This is a genomic window from Glaesserella sp. (assembly GCF_041814905.1).
Lineage (GTDB): Bacteria > Pseudomonadota > Gammaproteobacteria > Enterobacterales > Pasteurellaceae > Glaesserella.
In genome coordinates, this window is sequence record NZ_JBGXYA010000063.1 from 23,155 (window position 1) to 46,440 (window position 23,286).

Genomic DNA, 23,286 nt, shown 5'->3' on the forward strand with positions numbered 1-23,286 from the left:
CCCGTAAACGGGGGAAGGAATTATGTTAATTCACCGCATACCCCATATCATCAGGCGTAAATGTCGCTTGATAATGGCGTTCAATCGGTTGTTTTTGTTTTGTCTCTAAATTTATCACTTGATTGCCGTTTAAATCTGCAATCTCAGCTTGCCAATTTTCGCTACGCAAGCCGTGGTAAAAACTGGCAATATCAGCGGTTAATGCCCAGCCGATAAATTGTGAATAGTTTAAGCCAATACTTTCCCACTTCTGTTTTTTCGGGTGGAAATAATGAACTAAACCGACTTTTTCTCCTAATCCACCACCATTTACCGCAAAATAACCGCCAATAGCATCATCAGCAATCAATAAATGAAACGGTCTTTCGCCTGATTGTTCAAAGGTTTTACCAAAATTCCACTCAAACAAACCGCGTGGCAGTTTTTCATTGCCCGAACCTAAAATGCGTAACCAGCCGTGATCGATTAAAATACCGCCCGTTTCATAAATCACCGCACCAAGTGGTGTACTCGTCGGCAACTGCATTCCGACCAATTCTGCCCCTGCATTCTCTACATCTCTCGGCAGAATTTCATAATGGTTATTCGCTTGCTTGAACCACTCTTGCATAATTGTCCAAGCGGATTTTTGTTTATCGTTCAGTTCTTCGAGGGTTTTCATGTTATAACTCGTATTTATAAACTAATTGATCTGTTTGTTTGGCGAGTTTATCGTATAATTTTTGTGCTTGTTTATTTGATTCATCGGTAAACCAATATACTCGGGAATAGCCATTTTGCTCGGCTAATTGATATAAATGTTCAATTAATTTACGTCCCAAACCTTTTCCACGATATTCCACCGCAACAAACAAATCTTCTAAATAATAAACTTTACCTATTTTCCAAGTATTAATCTGTGTGTGATAGTGCATAAATCCAACAAGTTTGTCATCATCAAACACACCACAACTTTCTATGATCGTAGGCTGAGCTGTTAATCGTTGCCAAAGGGTTTGAGTAATATCTTCGGTTAATGCTGTTTGATAAAAAACAAGATATTGCTCCCATAAAATACGCCATTCGGCATAATTGCATTGTTGTAGTGGGCGTAATTGGTACATATTGTTCCTTTAAAACTCAAACAGCTTCTCTTCTACTCGCTCAACTTCTACCAATAATTTTTTAATAAAACGAAGTTTGTCGTTAATGGCTAGTGCATCCGCCCATTGTTGGGCATTAAGAGCTTGCTCAAGTTGTTGCAAAATGGCTTTTTGTTGTTGCTCAATCTCTTGGGTGAAAGCGGTGAGATCCGCTTCGTTTTTTGCGATTTCAATGCTTTCTAAGGTTTCACGCCATTCCATTTGTTGCATTAAAAATGCCATATCTCTATTGCTTTTTTGCTCAATATCTTGCTGTTCACCTGTATGAATAGCGATGATCGCTTCAGCACGCAAAATCGGATCTTTGAGAATATGTAACGCATCATTAATTTCCGCCGATTTCTGCATTGCTAAACGCTGTTCTGTCGCAGAACTTGCCACAAAATTATCGGGGTGAAGCGATTTTTGTAAGGCTAAATAACGCTCAGACAGTTGAGCATTATCCAGTTGGAATTGCACAGGCAGATCAAAAAGCGTAAATGGATTTGACATCAGAACCTCTTAGACGTTAAAACTTTCACCACAACCACATTCGTTTTTCACATTTGGGTTATTGTACTTAAATCCTTCGTTTAATCCTTCTTTGACAAAATCTAATTCTGTACCGCTTAGGTAAACAAGGCTTTTTTCATCGACGATAATTTTAACACCATGTTGTTCAAAAACGTGATCATCTTCGTTTAATACATCAACAAATTCAAGGACATAAGCTAACCCTGAACAGCCAGATGTTTTAACACCCAGCCTTAAACCAATGCCTTTGCCACGGTTTTCAAGGAAGGTACGAACACGATCTGCTGCGGTTTCTGTTAGGGTAATACTCATTTTTTCTCCTTGTGAATATAGCTAATTTTAAAAGAAACGTTTTATATTCCCTCTCTCCCGTTTATGGGAGAGGGAAAATCATTCCTTTTAAAATTAACAATAAACGAAAATGCAAGCGGTCAGATTTTGCAAATTTTTTGCAAAAACCAACCGCTTGTTAAAAATTACTTACCGTTTTTCTCTTTGTAATCTGCAATCGCTGCTTTGATTGCATCTTCTGCAAGAATTGAGCAGTGTACTTTTACTGGTGGTAATTCAAGCTCTTCTGCGATGTCGCTGTTTTTGATTGCTTGAGCTTCATCTAATGATTTACCTTTTACCCATTCAGTAATGAGTGAGCTTGACGCAATCGCTGAGCCGCAACCGTAAGTTTTGAAACGTGCATCTTCAATGATACCTTGTTCGTTTACTTTAATTTGAAGTTGCATTACGTCACCGCATGCTGGTGCACCCACCATACCTGTACCGATATCGGCCGCTTTTTTATCAAATGAACCTACGTTGCGTGGGTTCTCATAGTGATCAATCACTTTATCGCTGTATGCCATATTTAAATTCCCCTATTATTAATGATGAGACCACTCAATTGAGTTTAAGTCGATACCTTCTTTGAACATATCCCAAAGTGGTGAAAGTTCACGTAATTTGGTTACTGCTTTTTTCACGATTTCGATAGTGTGATCGATCTCTTCTTCCGTTGTCCAACGACCGATTGAGAAACGGATTGAGCTATGTGCTAATTCGTCGTTTAAACCTAATGCACGAAGTACATAAGATGGCTCTAAACTTGCAGAAGTACACGCAGAACCAGAAGATACCGCAATGTCTTTTAATGACATCATCATTGACTCACCTTCAACAAAGTTAAAGCTGATGTTCAAGTTGCTGTCCACACGTTTACCCGCTTCCATTGTACCGTTCACATACACTTCTTCCATATCTTTGAAACCGTTGTATAAACGGTCACGAAGTGCTTTGATACGAGGCATTTCAGTTGCCATTTCTTCTTTTGCGATACGATATGCTTCACCCATACCGACAATTTGGTGAACAGGTAGTGTACCTGAACGCATACCACGCTCGTGACCACCACCGTGAATGATCGCTTCTAAACGCACACGTGGTTTACGGCAAACATATAAACCGCCGATACCTTTTGGCCCGTAAAGTTTGTGGCTTGAGAAAGACATTAAATCTACGTTTAATGCTTGAACGTCCACAGGGATTTTACCTACAGATTGCGTTGCATCAACGTGGAAAATGATTTTTTTCGCACGGCAGATCTTACCGATCTCTTCGATTGGCTGGATAACGCCGATCTCATTGTTCACGTGCATTACTGACACTAAAATGGTATCCGGACGAATTGCTGCTTCGAATTTTGCAAGGTCAATTAAACCCGTTGTTTCAGGCTCTAAATAAGTCACTTCAAAACCTTCACGCTCTAACTGACGGCAAGTATCTAATACTGCTTTATGTTCTGTTTTAACGGTGATGATATGTTTGCCTTTGGTTTGGTAGAAATGTGCTGCACCTTTAATCGCAAGGTTGTCAGACTCAGTCGCACCTGAAGTAAATACGATTTCACGCGCATCTGCACCGATTAAATCGGCGATTTGATTACGAGCGATATCTACCGCTTCTTCTGCTTCCCAACCAAATTTGTGAGAACGAGAGGCCGGGTTACCAAACACGCCGTCCTTTGTCATATATTCCATCATTTTTTTTGCAACACGTTCATCTACCGGTGTAGTTGCTGCATAGTCCAAATAAATTGGTAATTTCATTGTTACTCCTAACTAAATAATAGGCTTTTTATATGTTTTTAGTGATTGTGATGATCATGACAATGGGCAACTTCACAATCATGATCGCTGTTTTCTTCGACTAATTCCGCCAAGGTTATTGTATGCAGGAATTCTTCTATTTGAACTTCAAGACGCTCCCATAAAGAATGGGTTAAACAACGGCTATTATTGCTACAATTACCGCTACCTTTACATTTGGAAACATCAACACTTTCATTGACTGCACCAATAATCATACCGACATTGATCTCTTCAGGGGGTTTCCCAAGCTGATAACCGCCACCCGGACCTCGTACACTGTGAACAATTCCCTCACGGCGAAGCTGTGCGAAAAGTTGTTCTAAATAAGAAAGAGAAATTGCTTGGCGTTCGGAAATATCGGCTAAGCTGACAGGTAACGATTTACCGTGTAATGCAATATCTAAAATTGCCGTTACTGCATATCGACCTCTTGAAGTTAATTTCATACTCCACCCTTATTTAAGAATGATTAATATTTGATGTGAGAATTTTATATATTCCCTACTAATTTAGTCAAGTATTTTAGCTTATTAGACTGAAAGGTTTTATAAATGGATTGGGTCAAAGGAAAGCTTAAACGAGGCGGATTCTACCTCATTTTGTTCCTAACGGGAAGTCTGTGTTTTATATAAAATAAAAGGTCTGAATCATATCGATTCAGACCTTGATAGAACGCAGCTATTATAGCAAATTAGTTATAATCATATTGATAATAGTCTTCACTATTTGATGCTTTGCGCTTCACGCCATTTAAAATGAAGCCATTCACTGTAACACCGGCTCTAGCAAAGACATTGCGTGCTTTTTCAAGCTCTTTGATGGTTGTTTTCTCGAAGAAACCGATGAGGAATGTTGTACCGACATAGCGTCCGATAATTGCAGGATCCGTCACGGCTAAAACCGGTGGAGTATCAATAAGTACTAAGTCGTATTTTTTAGACGCCCATTCTAATAATTTTTCGAAACGATTGGTCGATAAGAGTTCCGACGGATTAGATGGGGCTCCGCCTTTAAGAATAACATCAAAATCGCCGTTTGGTACTTTTTGTACAACATCTTCAAACGGAATATCTTTAGACAGTACTTCAGACAAACCTATGCCTCTTTCAACTCCTAAAATTGCCCCCATATAGCTTCTACGTAAATCAGCATCAATTAACAGCACTTTTTGTCCTGCTTTTGCAACAATGTTCGCAAAATTTGAAGCGATAAAACTTTTACCAACACCAGGAGATGTACCTGATAGCATAACAATATTATTTTTAGCCTCCAACATCGCAAAATGTAAACTTGTTCTTAAGCTACGTAATGCTTCGATTGACACATCTGTTGGTGATGACTCCGACAGTAATTGTAGCTTACTTTGTCCACCTTTTTTGAAGGTTAAAATATTTAGCGTGATTTTATCTTGATTTGTAGAATACGGAATTGTTGCATAGGTCGGTAAACCGATTTTATCCGCTTCTGCTGTACTTTCAATGCCACGATTAAATAGCATTCTCACAACGGCAACACTGACTGAGAGCATAAAACCAAGCATAGTAGCGAATATCACTACAAACACTTTTTTAGGTGCAACAGGATTCGGTAACACTTGGGCAACATCTAAAATACGAACATTACCAACAACCCCTGCTTTAACTACGTTCAGTTCCTGCGCTTTATTTAGTAATTGAACATAAATCTGCTGCTCTACTTCTAAGTCACGCGTCAAACGAATGACTTCTTTTTGTGTATCCGGTAAAGATTCTAACTGTTTAGTTAAGCGATCCCGTTCACTCAACAGTACGTTACGTTGCTCTAATAAAGAAACATATGTCGGATGATTTTTTGTATATTTTTGAGATATATCACTTTCTCTGATAGTTAATTCATTTAAATCAGCTTCTAATTGAACTAAAGTATCAAGAAAAGATTTTGCTTCCAAACCTAAATCAACCGATCCATGTTTCTGGCGGTATTCATTCAAGTTATTTTCAGATTCAGCCAGTTTCTCTCTCACTTCAGGTAAGCGATTTTCTAAAAACACTAAACTTTTAGAAGCTTCTTCAGAATTTCTGGCAATATCTTGTAAAATATAGTTCTCAGTCACACTTTTCACGATACGCTTAATTAAGCGCTGATTTTCACCATTTAAGCTGACTTCAATCACACCGGTTTGCTTTCCTCTTTCAATTACAGAAAGTTCACGTTGCAATCTCTCAATAGCATCTAATTCAGATATTTTTTCAACCGAGAAACGTTGTCCGATATTTCCTTTTAAAATACTAACCTGAATAGAAAAGTTATCGTTTTCATACTTCTGATTAATATTCCCTTCCAATAGTAGCTGATCACCCTCTTTATCGAACAAACGATATTGTTGAGCTGTTGGTCCAATCTCTAAGATAACGGTTTCAAAACCTTCCATTGGTTCGAAATGAGGAATCGCTAATTCTGAAGATTCACCAGACAAACGAGATAACCCTTTGCCAATAACAGGAGTTGAAAAAATCGGACTAATTCTTGTATCTAAATTCAATTCCTTAACTGCTTTTTCTAAAATCATACGAGATTTTACGATCGCAATCTCAGTGTTTGCTGATGCATCTTGTTCAGAAATCGTAGAAAACTCCTGAAAAATCCCACCTGAATTTTTTGCTTCCACTTGAATCAATGCATTCGCCGTATAGATTGGGGTCGCCAATAAAGCATAGCCAACTCCCAATCCCGCAAATAACAAGGTGCATAGTATGATGAACCATTTGTAATCAAGCACTGTTCCAAATAATTTGGATAGATCAATACGATCGTTATCTTTTTCTTGAGACATTCTTTTACCTTTAAAAGTTACTGTAATTTAGATTTCCAACTTTCCGTTGCTTCTTCCATGAGATTATAAACAAACTCGAATGTATCTTTAGTCTGTTTATAAGGATCCGGAATTTCCTTTTGCAACCAATGTCCATAAAGCATTATCTTTCCTCTCGCCGCTGGTGCAATACTTGCAACTGCATCAATATGCTTCTGCTCCATAACTAATATCAAATCAGCATTCCGACAAAGTTCCTCTGTGAGTTGCTGGGCTGAATGCCGTGTTAAATCTAAATGACATTTAGATGCTGTTTCAATCATCGTAGATTCTGCCGAGCTACCGACTAATCCACTGTTTTTTGTAGCAATCCCTGCCGATTCAATATGTTTGTTAGGAAAAGCTTGTTCAAATAAGACCTTACCTAGAGGGGAACGGCAAATGTTCCCCATACAAACTATTAATATATTCCTAAACATTACCAATTCTTAACTCTTAACATACTCTCTGTTAGTCCATTGAATCCATCGATTGTCGGTAATACTTGTGAGATTACACGATTCCAACGAGTGACTGGCGCGGTTGTCACATAAACAACATCATATGGTTTTAGGAAGAAGTCCGTTCCTAAAATATAAGATGTTGGATTTGTCACATCTAACTGATAAATACTGGCAACAGTCTCAATCTGTTGACCATCATCCAAGGTAGTAAACTTAGTTTCCCCTCTTTGGCTACGAATAACAAAAATACCTGTTGCATCCGCGGCTAGCTTATCAATACCACCACTAGCAGAAATTGCCTCCATCAGGGTCATACCATTTTTACTGATGGTAAGGAATTGAGGTTGAGTAACTTCACCCACCACAAATACTTTCTGAGTATCGTTACTTGGAACATGTACAATATCACCATCTTTTAATAAACGATTTTGAGTGAGATCGCCACGTTGAATCAGTGCTTCTAAAGAAACAACCTCATCACGCCCTTTACTGGTAATTGTAACATTATGCCAATCTGCGGTATCCGATAAGCCCCCTGCTTTGTTCACTGCATCCAATAAAGTTAAAGGTATATTACTGATAAATTGTTGCCCTGGGCTTTTAACTTCACCGGTAATATAAGCTTTCTGCGAACGATAAGAAACAACCGAAACTTCAACCTGAGGGCTTACAATATAATTAGCCAAACGACTTGTTAATCTATCACGAATTTGGCTTACCGTTAAACCAACCACTTTGAGATTGCCGACATAAGGATAGAAAATCGTTCCGTTCGCATGTACCTGGTTACCTGATTCTGCCGCTGAACGGTAAGAACCTGCGGGGGTAGTCAATTCCGGATGATCCCATACAGTAATATTGAGAATATCACCAATACCAACAACATATTGGTAGGCATTGATCTGCTGATCTAGACTCACATTATTTTTCGCCGTCGCTTTAATCGGAGCTAACGTTTTGAGTAATTGAGGAGTAATAAAATAAGCATCCACCGCTTTTTCTGTATCCAGTTTCTCTCCCGTTACCTGTACGTCTTTCGATCGAACAGGGTTATGAGAACTAGGAGCAATAAGAGAACAACCGCTAATAGATACGGAAACTCCTGTAATTAATAAAATTTTCGTTAGATTTTTCATAATCAATAATTCAGGTTTAAAGTTAATCACAATAAAATCCAAAGCCGTTAATACTAGGCGTTTTGCATTTTCCAAACAAGATCTTCAAGATGGCTAACCGGATTATATCCGGCTGGTGCATCTAACAATAATGAACGTATTTGTTCACATTGATTTTCTACACTTGCCTCTTCTAATTTATCAAGTAATCGTAATAAATCAGGAAGTGGCAAATATCCCTCTTGAGCAGTCATAATTCGTTCATGTGCTGTCTTTTCAACATTATCATCCCCGATTAGAAGCTCTTCATAGAGTTTTTCTCCAGGTCTTAGTCCTGTAAATTTGATTTCAATATCACCGTTCGGATTACTTTCGTTCTTAATTGTTAACCCGGATAAATTAATAAGATTTGCAGCCAAATCAACGATTTTAACCGGTTCACCCATATCAAGAATAAAAACATCCCCCCCTTTTGCCATTGCTCCAGCTTGAATAACCAACTGTGCAGCTTCAGGAATTGTCATAAAATAGCGAATAATACGTGGATCCGTAACAGTAATAGGACCACCTTGTTCAATTTGCTTTTTAAATAAAGGAATTACAGAACCAGACGAACCAAGCACGTTCCCGAAACGAACCATCGAAAAAGTTGTTTCATTTAATACACCATCAATCATGTTTCCTTTTTCTTTTGCTAACGCTTGCAAACAAAGCTCTGCAATACGTTTTGTTGTTCCCATTACATTGGTTGGACGAACCGCTTTATCTGTTGAAATCAATACAAAAGATTTTACTCTAGCTTTAATAGCCGCTTTTGCGGCATAAAAAGTACCGAAAATATTATTACGAACACCTTCAACAACATTATATTCAACCATTGGAACATGTTTATATGCAGCCGCATGATAAACTGTTTCAACTCTCAAAATTTTCATAATTTCCGTTAGTTTATGAAAATTCTGAACACTACCCAGTAGTGGAAGAATCTCAATATTATCTAGTTTTTTCTCTGCACAAATTTCCCGAAGATCCCGTTCAATCGCATAAAGAGCATACTCTGATACTTCGAATAAAATAAGTTTCTTAGGTTTATTTCTAATAATTTGCCGACATAATTCAGAGCCGATGGAACCGCCGGCTCCAGTTACCATGACCACTTGATCTTGAATATTCTTGCTAAATAACTCCGGAATTGGCTCAACCGGCTCTCGACCTAATAGATCAATGATATTAACTTCTTTCATATCTGAAAGGTTAATTTTTTCATCAACTAATTGCTCTAAACCCGGAATTTCCATGATTTTTGCTGAAGAATTTGATAAAAATTGGACTATTTCATTTTTTCTTTTTCTATCAACAGAAGGTAATGCAATTAATACCTGATCAATTTGATAACGCTTAATTGCATCAAATGCTCTATTCGCAGAATAAACTTTTAAACGGTCTATTCTTGTATTACTTAAATTATTATTATCGTCAATAAAGAAGATAGGAATATACTCATGAGAGCTAAACAATAGTTGTGCAATTTGCTGCCCTGCATCACCCGCTCCATAAATAGCAATACGTTTACGAGGAAGATCTGAATGCATTACATATCGAATGAAGAAACGAATAACAGAACGGCTTCCCCATACCCATGCAAACATTAAAAAGCCAAACATTAATGGAATTGAAGTCGGTACAAATGCAGAAGTATATATACCCAAAGCAAATAGACAAACAATTGTCATAACAGTTGCAATTCCCAACCTTGCAATTAAAGCTTCAGTAAAACCTCTCAACACAAAATGATATACACCGCAAAATGCAAGGCAAATAACAGCTAAAAGCGAAACCCAAATTTCACCATAAAGCAGGTTAGGAACAGCTTCGGCATTCCAATCAAATAAACGTACTGCATAGCTCACCCAAATTAAGATAGGAAAAGCAAGCAAATCCATAACAGCTAAACCGACTTGCTTTACCACCCTTGGTGAGAACATTAATGAAGTAAAAAATGAACGTAACATACGGAAACCACTATTGTGATAATTGCTCAATAACCGTTGAAATAGCCTTGACGGTTTTATCTAGACTTTCTTTACTCAATGTCGGGTGAACTAAGAACATCAAACTGGTTTCTCCTAACTGTTTTGCATTAGGTAAACGTTTAGTCGGACGCCAAGGAGTATTATCAAATGCTTTTTCTAAGTAAATTTCAGAACAAGAACCACTATAGCAAGGAATGCCAAGCCCATTGATACTTTCCATAATGCGATCTCGAGTCCAACCTTCCGGTAAACGTTCATTGTTTACTTGTACATAACATTTATAGGCAGCATGTTTAAATTCTGCCGGCGCTTTGTTGACCGTAAAATACGGAGAATTCTCAAAAGCCGCCAAAATACGTTGCATATTCTCATTACGTTTACGAGTCCATTCCTGCATACGTTTTAACTGAATACGACCAATAACAGCCTGTACTTCCATCATACGCCAGTTAGTGCCGAAAGAATCATGTAACCAACGGAAACCCGGTGGATGTTGTCTGTTATAAACTGCATCAAAACTTTTACCATGATCTTTATATGACCACATTTTGTCCCATAACGTTTCATCATTGGTAGTGACCATACCGCCTTCACCGCCAGTTGTCATAATCTTATCTTGACAGAAAGACCATGCACCGATATGACCGATAGAACCTGCCGATTTACCTTTATAACTTGCCCCATGAGCTTGAGCACAGTCTTCAATAACATATAACCCTTTTTCTTGAGCCAATTCCATAATCGGATCCATATCACACATCAAACCGGCCAAATGTACACAAATAATAGCTTTAGTGTTTGGGGTTAACACTGCTTCAATGGTACGACGGGAAATATTCTGTGAATCTAATTCCACATCGGCAAAAACAGGATTTGCCCCGGCAGTAACAATTGAACTGGCTGAAGCTAAAAACGTACGTGATGTTACAATCACATCATCTCCGGCTCCAATATTTAATGCTTTTAAAGCAACATCAAGAGCAACGGTTCCATTAGTTAACGCTACCGCATATTTTGTTTGAGCGAATTGAGCAAATTCTTTTTCAAATTCACGACATTCTTGTCCTGTCCAATAATTCACTTTATTTGACAAAATCGTTTTCGAAACTGCATCAGCTTCTTCCTGCGTAAACGACGGCCATGGTTCTAAACTTGTATTTAACATAAACTTTCCTTAAAAATTAAATATTGACGAAATGATATATTTCATCCCAACTTGAAAATACTTTTTGAGGTAAATAGTTTTCACTCAAATCAAAACTTTGTTTATGGATATTGAATCCTCTATCTTTCAAACATATAGTTTTCCAACCTAACTTATTAGGTGTAACAAAATCTTTTTTAGTGTTATCACCAATATAAGTATATTCATTACAGTCTAATTTTTCTTCGATCTTTAAGAAATTTACTTCATTTGGTTTTTCACTTCCTATTTCTTCTGAAATAATGATTTCACTCATATAATCCGTCAGCCCAAGAGCTTGAATTTTATTTCGCTGAGAAATAGATCTGCCATCCGTAATAATTGCAAATTTATGGGTAAAACTGACCGCTTGTAAAAATTTTTCCACACCGTCATATAGTTTAATATGAGGTATATGATATCTATACCAATCTAATAACATTGCTAACGTTACTTCAGGATAAGAAGCCAAAATATATTCAAATACATTATCACCCGAATGATATAAACTTATCATTTTTTCATATAATTTTTGTGGATTATTTTTTTCTACTTGCTGAGAAATAAAATTATAACCCGATTTTAGAAAATCATACTCCGAATATAAGGTATCATCCAAATCAAATACTATTGCTTTATTTTTCATAGTCATGAACTAACACTTCCGCATCATACCTTAGCATAAGAAGATTATTTTCCCAATCATCAAAATCTTCTATCGACTCATTTAACAAATATTCTTTAATACACCATTGTGGATAATTTGCACCGGCTAAATAACTTAATGGGTAACCGCCACCAAAACGTGGATTAATTTCAATTCCTAATATTTCTTCAGTATGTTTATGACAGAATACTTGAACGGTTAAACACCCCATCGCGCCGTCAATAAATTTAAGTTTATTTTTAAACTCATTGACAATTTTATTTTTCTTCGTCATCCCCTTATTAATTTCACCGGCACGAACAAAAATACGTTTTCTTGGCACAACACATTTTAAATTTGACGAACGATCAAAATAGCAGTCGACAGTGAATTCATCATATTCTTCAGGCGAAATATACTGCATAAACATTAACTTTTCGTTATTTAGATGTTCTGCTGTAATATCTGAATAACTATATGCAGTAAAAATCCCTTTACTCAGACTCCCATCACAAGGTTTCGCAAATACGGGAAATTTTAGGTTATCTTTCGCATATTGCTTTGGAATATTAATACCATAGTGGTCAAATAAATCATTTGTAAGACGCTTATCTCTACACTTTGTAATAAGAGAAAAATCACTCACTAATAATATAATACCTTTTTCTGCAAAATCCGCTTTATATTGGCTGAGTATTAATAATTCCGTATCAATCGTTGGCACTACCAATTTGATATTTTGTTTTAAACATAGTTTCAATAAAGAAGGAATATAATTTTCATCCGTCACTCGTGAAACTTGGAAATAACCATCTGAAACATGGCAAGCAGGAGCCAAAATAGGATTTAAATCCACTGTAAAGACTTTAGAGTCTGGAAAATATTGTTTTAGCTCTTTTTGAAACGCCTGAACCAGAGACACGCGTTGTCCCGCTGATGTAATAAGAATATTCATATTAGTCCTTTTTAGTTCCTTCAAATCTTGGCATTGTTGCATCACCGGCTGCACTAATATCTTCTTTAGCAACCACTTTTTTTACTGTTTTCCATAAAATTTGAATATCCAACCATAATGATTGGTTTTCTACATACCAAGTATCTAATTCAAATTTTTGTTCCCAACTGATTGCATTTCGTCCGTTCACTTGTGCATAACCTGTAATACCTGGTCTTACATTATGGCGTTTGCGCTGTTCTTCGTTATAGAGTGGAACATAATCCATTAAGAGAGGACGGGGACCAACCAGACTCATATCGCCTTTTAATACATTCCAGAGTTCAGGCAACTCATCTAAACTGGTTGATCGAAGCATTTTACCAAAATCTGTCAAACGCTCTGCATCCGGTAAAAGATTTCCTTTCTCATCAACTGCATCCTTCATCGTTCTGAATTTAATCATCTCAAAAGGCTTTCCGTCTAAACCTGGTCGAATTTGACGGAACAATACTGGTGAACCTAAGTTTTTTTTCACTTTATATGCAATAAAAACATATAAAGGAGATAATATAATTAACCCCAAAAGCGAACCTAATATATCAATTAATCTTTTAAGCATTTTGCCACCTTTAATTTCCATTAAGTAGATCGTGATAAGCTTTTAATGTTTTTTTAGCCATTATCTCACTAGTAAAACATTCCAATGCTTTTTGCTGACCGGCTACAGCAAATTCTTTTCTTTTCTTAGGATCAAGTATTAATTCATGCAGATAATCACGTAATTGTTCAATATTTCCGTTTTCAAAAATATAACCATTTTCGCCATGAGTAATTTGCTCATAAGCGCCCCCAGTATTACTTCTCACTACACAGCATCCCATTAACATTGCTTCAACAATAACCAAACCAAACCCTTCTACACGAGAAGGAAGGACCATAATATCAATCATCGGATATATTTCTGTTAATGGTTGGAAAGGTAAAATTTTAACCATGTTATTCAACTGTGTCTCATCTATTTTTTGCTTTACCGCATTTAAATGGCTTTCTGTTGAAGAACCCACAAAGATAATTTCAATGTTATCTTTTAATTCTGATGGTAAACCGCCTATTGCCTTTAATAAAATATCGTGTCCTTTATTATATTCAAACGAAGCAACCAACCCGATAATTAACTTATCCGTTGAAATATGCTGATTAGTTTTTAATTGAAATTTTTCTTCTTCACTACTGTTTCTATAGTATTTACTTTTAGGTACGCCATTGTGAATTAGATATAAATCTTCACTACGATATCCATAACGATTCTTTAAGATATCGTAGACTTCTTGACTAATAGCAATTTCTTTATTTGCTGGATAATCCAATATTGGTAACTTCTTATCTATACCATGCCGAGTTCTTATAAATTTAAGCCCTAAAAACTTAGGTATAAATGACAATATTGGGGTATGCAAATGAATAATATCAAAATTATATTGTTTAAGTATTTTTCTACATTTCAAGATACTACGAATTAAATTAAATACATAAACTATCTTACTTGTTTTATTAATCGGAAAATCAATTTCTATAAATTTTATTCCTGTATTTAGCAAACGATTAAATTGCCCTACATTTTCTTTAGACTCTTTATATCTCGCTCCGTAAGACAACAAATAAACATCATGTCCATTTTTTATAAGTTCTTCTGTAAGATCAATTAAATATGTTGTAACTCCACCAAGAAAAACAACTCTTGAAATCATTGCAATTTTCATTTTTACCTCAAACCAATTACATTATCTTTATTTTTATAGTTATATTCTTTAACAACACAGAAAATAACAATCAGAAATACAGGGAGCCACACAATTGGTAATCGAAACACAGATGAAGGAACCCAAACTAACCAGCAAAAATTAGTTAATACAAAAGTAGAAAATACTTTCTGTGAAAAGTTGACAGCTCTACTTGTAAACACAACAAAAAACGAATACAAAATAAACAAAATAAATAGAACAAATCCAAAAAATCCGAATGCCAAATATATTTCAATAAATAAACTATGCGGATTTGTATAACCTAATCCATAACTTAATGGAATTTTATCAAAGTATGCAGCATAGTCTCTTGGTCCATAACCTAACCAAATAACTTTAAAGTTATCAACAAAGGCTGTATATATCTCTGTTCTATAACCAACCGATTGATCTTGATCTAATGAAAATAATGCCAATAAAACCCTTTCTGCCGGACGTTCTAGCCAGCTAATTTGAGTTAAAGAATATAAAACCTGCTCTAACCATTCTAAATTAAATAAAAATAAAGAAATAACAAATGCAAAAAACACATATAACATCTTTAAAAACTTATTCGCATTCAAGAAAAGCACTAAAAAGACCATCATAAGATAGCTTAATAAAGCAGCTCGAGAAGCACTTACAAAAACAACCATTCCAGCTAAAGATAAGAGAAAATATCCAATCAATCTTATTTTCCTATCTTTTTGGTCTAAGATGTAAAAAAAAGAAACTACAGCAGCCAACGAAGCTATAACTACTGCTTGGTCATTTGTATTAAAAAATAGTCCTTTATATGCTTCATCTAGAATACTTAATTCTTCATTTCCTGAAACAAATTGAAACCCAAAAACAAATTCAATAACAAATGCGATTAATATTATTGATATCAAAACCAAAAGAAGCATTCTAATATTTTTATCTAATTCTTTATTATCTAAAAAAAGATAAAGATACAAATATAAAAATATCAGATAACCAAAGAAAAACACATCAAGAACTTTCTGTATAGAAAAACTTAGTAACGTTGATAGAATCCCAAAAGAAAAAATAAATAGAAATATTACTATAGATAATAAAATTCTTTTATCTATGTTTACAGAAATAAGTGTGACAAGACCTAAAACAAAGTAAGCTCCTGCCAAACCTGTATCTAAACGAGGTACACCGATGTGGTTAGCTAACATAGGAGATAATAAAAGCAAGAGTAAGCTTATCCATAAGATTCCACTTTGAATAAAACTTTTACTAAGGCTCATTATTACTTACCTCATGAATTAACTGATTAATAACCAAATATGAAGTTGGTCTAAAAAACTTCTCTTTCCCAATTTTTCGATTAATTTCTCGCATACGTTTTAACTGTTCTTTATTATTTGCTATACCGCTCAACACACTCGATAATCCATGGAAATCTCCCGATAGATATTGAATTCCTCCGCCTTGCGCCAGTAAAGCTTGAACTTCTTTATTTTCCTGACAGCTTACAATAGGCAGACCACAACAAAAATAATCGGATAATTTATTTGTAACACTTTGCTCCGCCGTTTTCTTTAATGGATTAATAGCAACATCTGATTCAACTAACATACTCATCGCTTCTTTATAAGAATGAGAGCCAAGAAAAGAAACATTAGAGCCCAATTCTTTATTTAAATCCTGCAATTTTTGTTCTTCCGGTCCACCACCAATGAATTGAATATCTACATATTGTTTACACAAAGGAGCAGCTCTTACTACTGTTTCTAAATCATAACTTCCTGACATAGTTCCAATATAAGTAACTAACAGCCTCTCCGATTCTTGTTTCTCATTATTTTTTTCATATAGTTCATCTGCTCCTATAAATACTACTTTAGCTAAGGTTTCAGGTAATTTGCGAATATTAGCTCTATCCAAATAGGTTTGAGAAACTGCAACTAAAGCATCTGCATAGCTATATGTTTTATTGGCATAATTAACTATAGGTGATAATAATAGTTTTCCAATTGATGTTGAAAGCATTGGAATTGGACCCGCAATAGCTTCCGGCCAAATATCCTGAACATCAATAATTAATTTGTATCCTCTCTGACTTTTTAGTTTACCTAAAATATAATTCGTTTTGATTAATGGATAAGCTGAATAAGCCACATCAATTTTTTTATTGTAACTCAGCAAGAATTTTTCAAAATTCTTACAAAATATATTATGACTCATAAAACGCTGAATACTTACATTCGTTTTATAACCAGGTTCATCCAGTAAAACTACATCAACATCATCTAATTTAGTAATGCTATCCCGCTGCTTTTTAAGAAAATGAGAAAATCGGCTAGTTACTAATGTCACATCAAATTCTTTGGATAACAATTTGGCAATAGTAATAAAACGATTAGCTCCCGGCTCATCAGGAAATGTAAGATACGGTGCAACAAGTAAAATATGTTTTCTATTTTCTTCTAGCATTTTTAAATCCTTTTATCCATTCAACAGCTTTCGTAACATCTTCTCTTTTGGGCACCAACATACTTAATGCCTTTGTATTCGTAACCTTATTAAATGCTCTCGCTCGTAAAATTAAATCACTAGTATAAGCAATTGATGTAGCAATGGCTGCGCCATAAATCCCCCACAATGGAATAAATATCAAATTTAAAATAAGATTAATTGAAAAAACCCAATAAGAATTATATAAATTTATATTTGCAAACCCTCTTGCGATTAGATCATTAGCAAGTACCCTCGAAGGAGTCCACGCTAATATTCCGGGTAATAGAAATAACGCAATATAGAAAGAATCTACATATTCTACACCAAAAAAATATTTAAGAATAAGAGGTAAAAAAATAATAAAACCAACACCAATTATTGCAGTAACGATTAAGGTAAATCTTGCTGCTTCTAAAGTAAGATATGCAACTTTTTGTTCGTCTTCACCATCACCGAATCGCTTTGATAATTTTGGTAATAAAATTGTACTTACTGCTTGTGATGGCAGCCATAATTTTTCTACTAGTTGTGATCCAACTGTATAAACACCAACTAGCGCAGGGGAAGTAAAAGCACCTAATAATAATAAAGATGCTCGATAATTTAATAAGGTTACAATATTACTCACATGAGTTCTTAGACTATGCCCTAAAAAATTGTTTATAAATTCTTTAATAGGATACACCTCTATACTAAACTCTTTGAATAAAATTGCTAATACAATAAATAATACTAACCAATTAGCAATAATAAAAGCATATAAAATAGATTCTACTGTTGCACCAATTAATATTGCTATCATTACAACAACAAATAATACTATTGGCTGAACAATACATGCAAGATTGAATAATTTAAATTGCTGAATTCCTTGTAACAAGGATGGCAAAACAGTCAAAAACGTTAAAGGTAATAATGAAAGAGTTGACACATAAAACAATTCTAAAGGGATGTCTTGAAAGAAAAGCTCGCCGAAAAAATACAAAAACAATACTGTTAATAAGCTACCTAAAATTGATACCACAGATAAAAATAAAAGATTAATATAAAATGCTTGATTTTTATTAATCATCCGTCTACCTAGACCAAAAATATTGGCATTTTGTATTCCGAATGTAATTATTTGTGACAACATAGAAGGAATCAATATTGCTAATGTATATTGTCCCATACCCAAGTTACCTAAATAACGAGCAATAATAATTAAGGTTGCAACTTGTACTAAACCAACAAAAATCTGTCTAATAAAGACAGTGGAGACTAATCTCAACATACTTACATATTCTCATTTAAACATTGGCGATAAACTCGCTCCATGTTTTTTACAAAAGCTTTCTCTGCAAATCTCTCTATACAACGAGCTCTGATCGCTTCTGCATCATATTCATGATAATCTTCTAAGAGATCAGAAATACCTTTAGCCAAAGACTCGACATTATTAACTTCAACAAAGATTCCATCACCTTCGACTAAAATTGATTCGGTTCCTCCACAACGAGTGGAGACTACCGGCAAACCTTGTGATAATGCTTCAATAGCAACGACACCAAAAGTTTCAATATGACTAGAGACGACATAAAAAAGGCTTTCTTGCATTAAATAACAAACTTCAGCTCGAGATAAACGACCAAGCAAAGTAACTTTTTCTTGTAGACCAAGTTCTGTAATTAGCTGCTCTAATCTTTCTTTTTGAGCACCGTTACCACCAATAGCTAATCTTAAATCAGGATGATTTTGATGAATTAAAGAAAATGCCCTAATTAACACATCAAACCCTTTTTTCTCATGTAAAAAACCAACTGCACAAATTTGATTTTTTTTAGGCTTAATCTGATAGTTATTTACAAAAAACTCATCTAATAAGTTAGGAATAACTTGCCAATCATCACCAGTTAACTCTTGTTTTAAAGTTTCCGCCAAATTTGCACTCACTGCTATTTTAGCCTTAGCTAACTTTGCCGACGTTTTTAAAATATCCCATTTCCAGTTTTCAACTAATTTTCGTCCAAACACCGTACTATGTTCTGTAATACAAAATGGAATGTTATATTTTTCATAAATTTTTGCGGCTAAAGGACCAGCAGAAACGATACTATGTACATGAATAAGATCCGGTTTTCCTTGCTCTTTTATATATTTTTCAAACGCAGTCAATCCTGCTTTTACCCATAAGTTTAAATCAATATAAGGAACCCGAGGGAACCAACGAACACCATGTTTTAAATAAGCAATAATGTCCCCATCTTCCCAAACTTCGATTTGAAAGGATCCTAAAATCACCTTCGCTCCAGATGTGAGCGAACGCAATTGAGGAACTACCACACCAACTTTCATCCCGGCTTTAGCTAAAGCTTTAGCTTGTTCTCTAAAAAAACTACCATTGAGATCGTTATCATTCAATGGATACCAGGAAGGCAAAAATAAAATATGCATTTATAGATCCTTATAAATTGAAATCAATTTTTTAGCATAATTTTGTGGATCACACTCCGCTAGGATGAGGTGATAAGCATTATTTACATACTGTTCCGTTGTCTCCGGATTTTCGATTACTTCTTTAATCGCATTTGCCATAGCTTCCATATTACCTGGTTCAATAAGGTAGCCTGTTTGCCCATTAATAACAATCTCACCTATAGCGACTGCATCAAAAGAACATACCGGTACTTTCATTACCATTGCTTCTACAATTGAATTTGAGAGCCCTGCACCGGAATCCCGATCCATAACCAGAGAGCTGACAAAAATATCTATTTGATCCATAAATGGTGAAATATCTTTCACGTTACCCAAAAAAGTCACTTTATCGCTAATACCGAGTTCTACAGCTAATCTTTTTAATTCAGGTAAATGAGTTCCATCCCCACCAACAACAAAACGTACATTCTGTTTTAGGATATTATTATCTAAAAGATAATGAGCTAATCGAATAAATAAATCGACGCGTCTACTCTCTCTTAGAGCTGACAATGTCCCTATAACCAATTCTGATTTATTCAACGGTTTCATCGGTTTTTTTGTTGGAATCAAACGATAAGCGTTGTAAACATAAGATGTTCTATGTTCAGGAAAACCAAAACGGATTAGTTTTTGCTGCTCCCTTTTACAGTTTCCGATACCACGTACATCCATTTTGGTAAACATTGGAACAACTTTGGGGTAAGTATCTTTATCAATACCACGAGAAGTCCAAAATACTTTGATTTTATTACGATTTCTAGATAACAATTTTGCCAACCAAATAAATACAACAGGTCTTGCCATCTGGGAGTGGATGATATTAATGTCATGCTGGTTAATTACTTTAACCATTTTCATAATATATTGAATTAACTTAAATGGATTACGGGTATGACATTCGGCTTCGAACTGTTCAACATTCATTTCTGCAATCACATCAGATACCGGACCTTTTTTCCCAAAAACAAAGACTTTATCCGTTACAGCTCGTAATTCTTTAGCTGCAATCATTGTCGCTATTTCTGTTCCCCCTACTTTACCCATGTCACTGACAAGAAGAACTCTAAAATCTGCTTTTTCCATATATTTATTCCAATATTCACTCTGACAATTTGTTATTTAGTTATACTTAAATAAACATGCATAGACAAATTAAAGGCATAACACGGTGATCTACCGAACTCCTTTCATTTATCTATGCGATGTCGATTTTAAAAAATTATAAACGGAAGACAGTAAAACCTTTCTCTTGCAGTTTATCGCGAGGGAAAAGACTTTTAACGTCGGTCACCACCGGGTTATCACATGAGGTATAGGAATACAGCTCATCTGCAGTCAATGCTCTGAATTCCTTGTGACCTACCGCAACAACAAGTGCATCAACTCTATTTTTATCGCTGATTTTACATAGTTCAATACCATATTCGTCTTTCACTTCTTCTGGATTTGCCCAAGGATCATCAACCAGTACTTGAATTCCCCATTGTTTAAATTCATCAATCAAATCCACCACTTTGCTGTTACGGATATCCGGACAATTCTCTTTAAAAGTAACCCCTAATATCCCCACTTTAGCACGAGCAACATCTACACCATTTTCTACCATTAATTTAATAGTGCTTCGTGCAGTACGGCGAGCCATACTATCATTAATACGACGCCCCGCTAAAATAACTTCAGGGTGATATCCAACCTCTTCTGCTTTGTGTGTTAAATAATAAGGGTCAACACCAATACAATGCCCACCGACTAAACCTGGACGGAATGGTAAGAAATTCCACTTACTGCCTGCAGCTTCCAATACATCAAGGGTGTCAATTCCGATACGGTCAAAAATAATAGATAGTTCATTGACTAAGGCAATATTCAAATCACGTTGCGTGTTCTCTATTACTTTTGCCGCTTCTGCAACTTTAATACTTGCCGCTTTATGAGTCCCTGCAGTAATGATACTTAAATAGACTTGATCAACAAGTTCTGCGACTTCCGGCGTACTACCACTCGTAATCTTTTTGATTTTAGTTAAGGTATTAACTTTATCACCCGGATTAATACGTTCAGGACTGTAACCTGCAAAAAAATCCTGATTGAATTTCAAACCGGAAACCTTTTCAATTACAGGAATACAGACTTCCTCTGTTGCCCCCGGATATACTGTTGATTCATAAACAACAATATCTCCTTTTTTTATTACTTTACCAATGGTTTCACTTGCTTTTAATAAAGGTGTCAGATCAGGACGATTAACATGATCAATCGGAGTAGGGACAGTAACAATAAAAAAATTACACTGTTTTAAATCAGCTAGTTGAGTAGTATAAGTCAGATGTTTTGCTGCTTTTAACTCTTCCGGGTAGACTTCAAGAGTGTGATCCTGACCTTGATTCAATTCATCAACGCGTTTTTGGTTAATATCAAAGCCGATTGCCTCTCTCACTTTGCCAAACTCAACAGCAAGCGGTAAACCAACATAACCTAAGCCGATAATACCTAATTTTACATCATTCAAATTCATAATATGCTTATCCTAAATATAATAACGAATCCGTTTATAAAACAATCTACATAGCATCTGTAGTATCAAAGTAAGAACACCACATATCTCCTACATTGATCAATGATAAAAAATAAAAAAATTAGTACAGATAAAAGCAAGATTAATGCATTGCCTTGAATATTTCTATATAAATCAGATTAGACCTGTTCAACATTACCGCGTTAAAAAAACCTGAATATAATTTAATAAAAACAACAATAAACACAAAAATTTACAATTTGAAATTATTCCTTAAACGAAAACCTTTAACTGTACAATTAACAACCACAAACATTTCCGAAATCCGAAAACATAAATAATCTGCTTAAAAAACAGATTGTTACATAACCGCAAAAATGGTGATACAGAATCTTTTATATAAGTGCTTTAAAAGTCGAATTAGTTTCATAAAATACAAATCATTTAAAAAAATACAATTAAACAAAAAAGTCACACAAAAGAAAACTTAAATACAGTCAAACCCTATTTTTGTATAAAAATGTATTTTATCTTTACAAAAACAAGATCTTAATCTCGCTTTTGTAGAAATAAAAAAAGTAGAAATAAAAAAGGACTAACTTCTATAAAATATAGAACTTAGTCCTTGAATTAGGTCACTTCACCTTTTGGGTCACATGCCCCCGTCTTTCAAGATAATCTCACTTAAGCTTATTTAGCGTGTTGAGAGCTGAAAAATCAGCGTTTCTGCTTGATAAGCAAACTCAAACTTTGCAGATAATTGATAGCCGTTCTCAACGACTTTAATCTCACTTGTAATTTGACAAGGTTCTGACTCTGCCGCATGCGCTTTACTAATTAGATAACTTAAAGCATCTTGAGCTTCTGCTTCAGAGGTATAAATTTGGTTGATTTCTGCAATACGATCTCGATTATCAATAATAGTCCCAACATCATAGCAACATGCGGCTTCTTCCTTCTCAGTCATATTCTAACCCTCTCATTGAATTGAAAATAAAAATCGACAATATTCTACTCTGCTTATCATTTAACTTCAATTTATGAAAAATCCATT

23 protein-coding genes are annotated in these 23,286 nt (G+C 35.1%); all 23 read right to left on the bottom strand.

The features are described 5' to 3' along the window. Positions 1 to 25: 25 nt before the first annotated feature. The 23 genes from ACEYJ7_RS09215 to ACEYJ7_RS09325 all read right to left on the bottom strand — a co-directional run bounded on the left by ACEYJ7_RS09215 (position 26) and on the right by ACEYJ7_RS09325 (position 23,199). The gene (locus tag ACEYJ7_RS09215) at positions 26 to 661 is read right to left on the bottom strand and encodes a DUF2625 family protein (RefSeq protein WP_373778805.1); all 636 of its coding nucleotides are present in this window, start codon (positions 659 to 661) and stop codon (positions 26 to 28) included. Between the two features lies 1 nt (position 662). Beyond that, the gene (locus ACEYJ7_RS09220; RefSeq protein ID WP_373778806.1) at positions 663 to 1,103 is read right to left on the bottom strand and encodes a GNAT family N-acetyltransferase; all 441 of its coding nucleotides are present in this window, start codon (positions 1,101 to 1,103) and stop codon (positions 663 to 665) included. 9 nt (positions 1,104 to 1,112) lie between these two features. Beyond that, positions 1,113 to 1,634 (bottom strand): Fe-S protein assembly co-chaperone HscB, encoded by a 522-nt coding sequence (gene hscB / locus ACEYJ7_RS09225; protein ID WP_373778808.1) that lies wholly within the window; start codon positions 1,632 to 1,634, stop codon positions 1,113 to 1,115. Between the two features lie 9 nt (positions 1,635 to 1,643). Continuing rightward, a complete protein-coding gene (gene iscA / locus ACEYJ7_RS09230; RefSeq protein ID WP_010785898.1) occupies positions 1,644 to 1,967 on the bottom strand; it encodes an iron-sulfur cluster assembly protein IscA in 324 nt (107 codons plus the stop codon). A 164-nt stretch (positions 1,968 to 2,131) separates the two neighbouring features. Further along, entirely contained in the window at positions 2,132 to 2,515 is a 384-nt protein-coding gene (iscU, locus tag ACEYJ7_RS09235; protein ID WP_135674867.1) for a Fe-S cluster assembly scaffold IscU, read from the bottom strand. An 18-nt stretch (positions 2,516 to 2,533) separates the two neighbouring features. Further along, positions 2,534 to 3,754 carry an IscS subfamily cysteine desulfurase gene (locus ACEYJ7_RS09240; RefSeq protein ID WP_373778809.1) on the bottom strand — a complete coding sequence of 407 codons (1,221 nt, stop codon included), beginning with the start codon at positions 3,752 to 3,754 and terminating at the stop codon, positions 2,534 to 2,536. 38 nt (positions 3,755 to 3,792) lie between these two features. Then, entirely contained in the window at positions 3,793 to 4,242 is a 450-nt protein-coding gene (locus ACEYJ7_RS09245; RefSeq protein WP_373778811.1) for an Rrf2 family transcriptional regulator, read from the bottom strand. Between the two features lie 245 nt (positions 4,243 to 4,487). Then, positions 4,488 to 6,608: a polysaccharide biosynthesis tyrosine autokinase gene (locus ACEYJ7_RS09250; protein ID WP_373778812.1), complete on the bottom strand. Its 2,121-nt coding sequence runs from the start codon at positions 6,606 to 6,608 to the stop codon at positions 4,488 to 4,490. A gap of 17 nt (positions 6,609 to 6,625) precedes the next feature. Beyond that, complete coding sequence (locus tag ACEYJ7_RS09255) at positions 6,626 to 7,066, bottom strand: low molecular weight protein-tyrosine-phosphatase (RefSeq protein WP_373778813.1); 441 nt, start codon at positions 7,064 to 7,066, stop codon at positions 6,626 to 6,628. Further along, positions 7,066 to 8,226 carry a polysaccharide export protein gene (locus tag ACEYJ7_RS09260; RefSeq protein ID WP_373778815.1) on the bottom strand — a complete coding sequence of 387 codons (1,161 nt, stop codon included), beginning with the start codon at positions 8,224 to 8,226 and terminating at the stop codon, positions 7,066 to 7,068. The genes ACEYJ7_RS09255 and ACEYJ7_RS09260 overlap by 1 nt, the downstream gene beginning before the upstream one ends. A gap of 53 nt (positions 8,227 to 8,279) precedes the next feature. Next, entirely contained in the window at positions 8,280 to 10,217 is a 1,938-nt protein-coding gene (locus ACEYJ7_RS09265; protein WP_373778817.1) for a polysaccharide biosynthesis protein, read from the bottom strand. 10 nt (positions 10,218 to 10,227) lie between these two features. Further along, on the bottom strand, positions 10,228 to 11,403 hold the full coding sequence (locus ACEYJ7_RS09270; RefSeq protein WP_373778819.1) for a DegT/DnrJ/EryC1/StrS family aminotransferase: 1,176 nt from the start codon (positions 11,401 to 11,403) through the stop codon (positions 10,228 to 10,230). Positions 11,404 to 11,419: 16 nt separating this feature from the next. Next, positions 11,420 to 12,073, bottom strand: a complete 654-nt coding sequence (locus tag ACEYJ7_RS09275) for an HAD family hydrolase (RefSeq protein ID WP_373778820.1) — start codon at positions 12,071 to 12,073, stop codon at positions 11,420 to 11,422. Continuing rightward, positions 12,057 to 13,022, bottom strand: a complete 966-nt coding sequence (locus ACEYJ7_RS09280; protein ID WP_373778822.1) for an ATP-grasp domain-containing protein — start codon at positions 13,020 to 13,022, stop codon at positions 12,057 to 12,059. The genes ACEYJ7_RS09275 and ACEYJ7_RS09280 overlap by 17 nt, the downstream gene beginning before the upstream one ends. Position 13,023: 1 nt before the next feature. Then, positions 13,024 to 13,623: a sugar transferase gene (locus ACEYJ7_RS09285; RefSeq protein ID WP_373778838.1), complete on the bottom strand. Its 600-nt coding sequence runs from the start codon at positions 13,621 to 13,623 to the stop codon at positions 13,024 to 13,026. Between the two features lie 10 nt (positions 13,624 to 13,633). Then, a complete protein-coding gene (locus tag ACEYJ7_RS09290) occupies positions 13,634 to 14,764 on the bottom strand; it encodes a glycosyltransferase family 4 protein (protein ID WP_373778823.1) in 1,131 nt (376 codons plus the stop codon). A gap of 2 nt (positions 14,765 to 14,766) precedes the next feature. After that, the gene (locus tag ACEYJ7_RS09295) at positions 14,767 to 16,044 is read right to left on the bottom strand and encodes an O-antigen ligase family protein (RefSeq protein ID WP_373778824.1); all 1,278 of its coding nucleotides are present in this window, start codon (positions 16,042 to 16,044) and stop codon (positions 14,767 to 14,769) included. Continuing rightward, a complete protein-coding gene (locus ACEYJ7_RS09300; protein WP_373778826.1) occupies positions 16,034 to 17,233 on the bottom strand; it encodes a glycosyltransferase in 1,200 nt (399 codons plus the stop codon). Before ACEYJ7_RS09300 ends, ACEYJ7_RS09295 begins: the two co-directional genes overlap by 11 nt. Then, positions 17,217 to 18,530 (bottom strand): flippase, encoded by a 1,314-nt coding sequence (locus ACEYJ7_RS09305; protein WP_373778827.1) that lies wholly within the window; start codon positions 18,528 to 18,530, stop codon positions 17,217 to 17,219. The genes ACEYJ7_RS09300 and ACEYJ7_RS09305 overlap by 17 nt, the downstream gene beginning before the upstream one ends. Before the next feature lie 2 nt (positions 18,531 to 18,532). Then, entirely contained in the window at positions 18,533 to 19,690 is a 1,158-nt protein-coding gene (locus ACEYJ7_RS09310; protein ID WP_373778828.1) for a glycosyltransferase, read from the bottom strand. Then, positions 19,691 to 20,800, bottom strand: coding sequence for a glycosyltransferase family 4 protein (locus ACEYJ7_RS09315; protein WP_373778829.1), 1,110 nt, complete (start codon positions 20,798 to 20,800; stop codon positions 19,691 to 19,693). Positions 20,801 to 20,936: 136 nt separating this feature from the next. Continuing rightward, positions 20,937 to 22,232 carry a nucleotide sugar dehydrogenase gene (locus ACEYJ7_RS09320; protein ID WP_373778830.1) on the bottom strand — a complete coding sequence of 432 codons (1,296 nt, stop codon included), beginning with the start codon at positions 22,230 to 22,232 and terminating at the stop codon, positions 20,937 to 20,939. A gap of 694 nt (positions 22,233 to 22,926) precedes the next feature. Then, complete coding sequence (locus ACEYJ7_RS09325; protein ID WP_373778831.1) at positions 22,927 to 23,199, bottom strand: YfcZ/YiiS family protein; 273 nt, start codon at positions 23,197 to 23,199, stop codon at positions 22,927 to 22,929. Between the last annotated feature and the right edge of the window lie 87 nt (positions 23,200 to 23,286).

Coding starts and splice junctions, on each gene's coding strand:
- ACEYJ7_RS09305 (WP_373778827.1), bottom strand. CDS start 18,530: ATGTTGAGATTAGTCTCCACTGTCTTTATTAGACAGATTTTTGTTGGT.
- ACEYJ7_RS09275 (WP_373778820.1), bottom strand. CDS start 12,073: ATGACTATGAAAAATAAAGCAATAGTATTTGATTTGGATGATACCTTA.
- ACEYJ7_RS09255 (WP_373778813.1), bottom strand. CDS start 7,066: ATGTTTAGGAATATATTAATAGTTTGTATGGGGAACATTTGCCGTTCC.
- ACEYJ7_RS09265 (WP_373778817.1), bottom strand. CDS start 10,217: ATGTTACGTTCATTTTTTACTTCATTAATGTTCTCACCAAGGGTGGTA.
- hscB (WP_373778808.1), bottom strand. CDS start 1,634: ATGTCAAATCCATTTACGCTTTTTGATCTGCCTGTGCAATTCCAACTG.
- ACEYJ7_RS09300 (WP_373778826.1), bottom strand. CDS start 17,233: ATGCTAGAAGAAAATAGAAAACATATTTTACTTGTTGCACCGTATCTT.
- ACEYJ7_RS09220 (WP_373778806.1), bottom strand. CDS start 1,103: ATGTACCAATTACGCCCACTACAACAATGCAATTATGCCGAATGGCGT.
- ACEYJ7_RS09280 (WP_373778822.1), bottom strand. CDS start 13,022: ATGAATATTCTTATTACATCAGCGGGACAACGCGTGTCTCTGGTTCAG.
- ACEYJ7_RS09320 (WP_373778830.1), bottom strand. CDS start 22,232: ATGAATTTGAATGATGTAAAATTAGGTATTATCGGCTTAGGTTATGTT.
- ACEYJ7_RS09325 (WP_373778831.1), bottom strand. CDS start 23,199: ATGACTGAGAAGGAAGAAGCCGCATGTTGCTATGATGTTGGGACTATT.
- ACEYJ7_RS09245 (WP_373778811.1), bottom strand. CDS start 4,242: ATGAAATTAACTTCAAGAGGTCGATATGCAGTAACGGCAATTTTAGAT.
- ACEYJ7_RS09250 (WP_373778812.1), bottom strand. CDS start 6,608: ATGTCTCAAGAAAAAGATAACGATCGTATTGATCTATCCAAATTATTT.
- ACEYJ7_RS09295 (WP_373778824.1), bottom strand. CDS start 16,044: ATGAGCCTTAGTAAAAGTTTTATTCAAAGTGGAATCTTATGGATAAGC.
- ACEYJ7_RS09215 (WP_373778805.1), bottom strand. CDS start 661: ATGAAAACCCTCGAAGAACTGAACGATAAACAAAAATCCGCTTGGACA.
- iscU (WP_135674867.1), bottom strand. CDS start 2,515: ATGGCATACAGCGATAAAGTGATTGATCACTATGAGAACCCACGCAAC.
- ACEYJ7_RS09315 (WP_373778829.1), bottom strand. CDS start 20,800: ATGGAAAAAGCAGATTTTAGAGTTCTTCTTGTCAGTGACATGGGTAAA.
- ACEYJ7_RS09240 (WP_373778809.1), bottom strand. CDS start 3,754: ATGAAATTACCAATTTATTTGGACTATGCAGCAACTACACCGGTAGAT.
- ACEYJ7_RS09290 (WP_373778823.1), bottom strand. CDS start 14,764: ATGAAAATTGCAATGATTTCAAGAGTTGTTTTTCTTGGTGGAGTTACA.
- ACEYJ7_RS09260 (WP_373778815.1), bottom strand. CDS start 8,226: ATGAAAAATCTAACGAAAATTTTATTAATTACAGGAGTTTCCGTATCT.
- ACEYJ7_RS09270 (WP_373778819.1), bottom strand. CDS start 11,403: ATGTTAAATACAAGTTTAGAACCATGGCCGTCGTTTACGCAGGAAGAA.
- ACEYJ7_RS09310 (WP_373778828.1), bottom strand. CDS start 19,690: ATGCATATTTTATTTTTGCCTTCCTGGTATCCATTGAATGATAACGAT.
- iscA (WP_010785898.1), bottom strand. CDS start 1,967: ATGAGTATTACCCTAACAGAAACCGCAGCAGATCGTGTTCGTACCTTC.
- ACEYJ7_RS09285 (WP_373778838.1), bottom strand. CDS start 13,623: ATGCTTAAAAGATTAATTGATATATTAGGTTCGCTTTTGGGGTTAATT.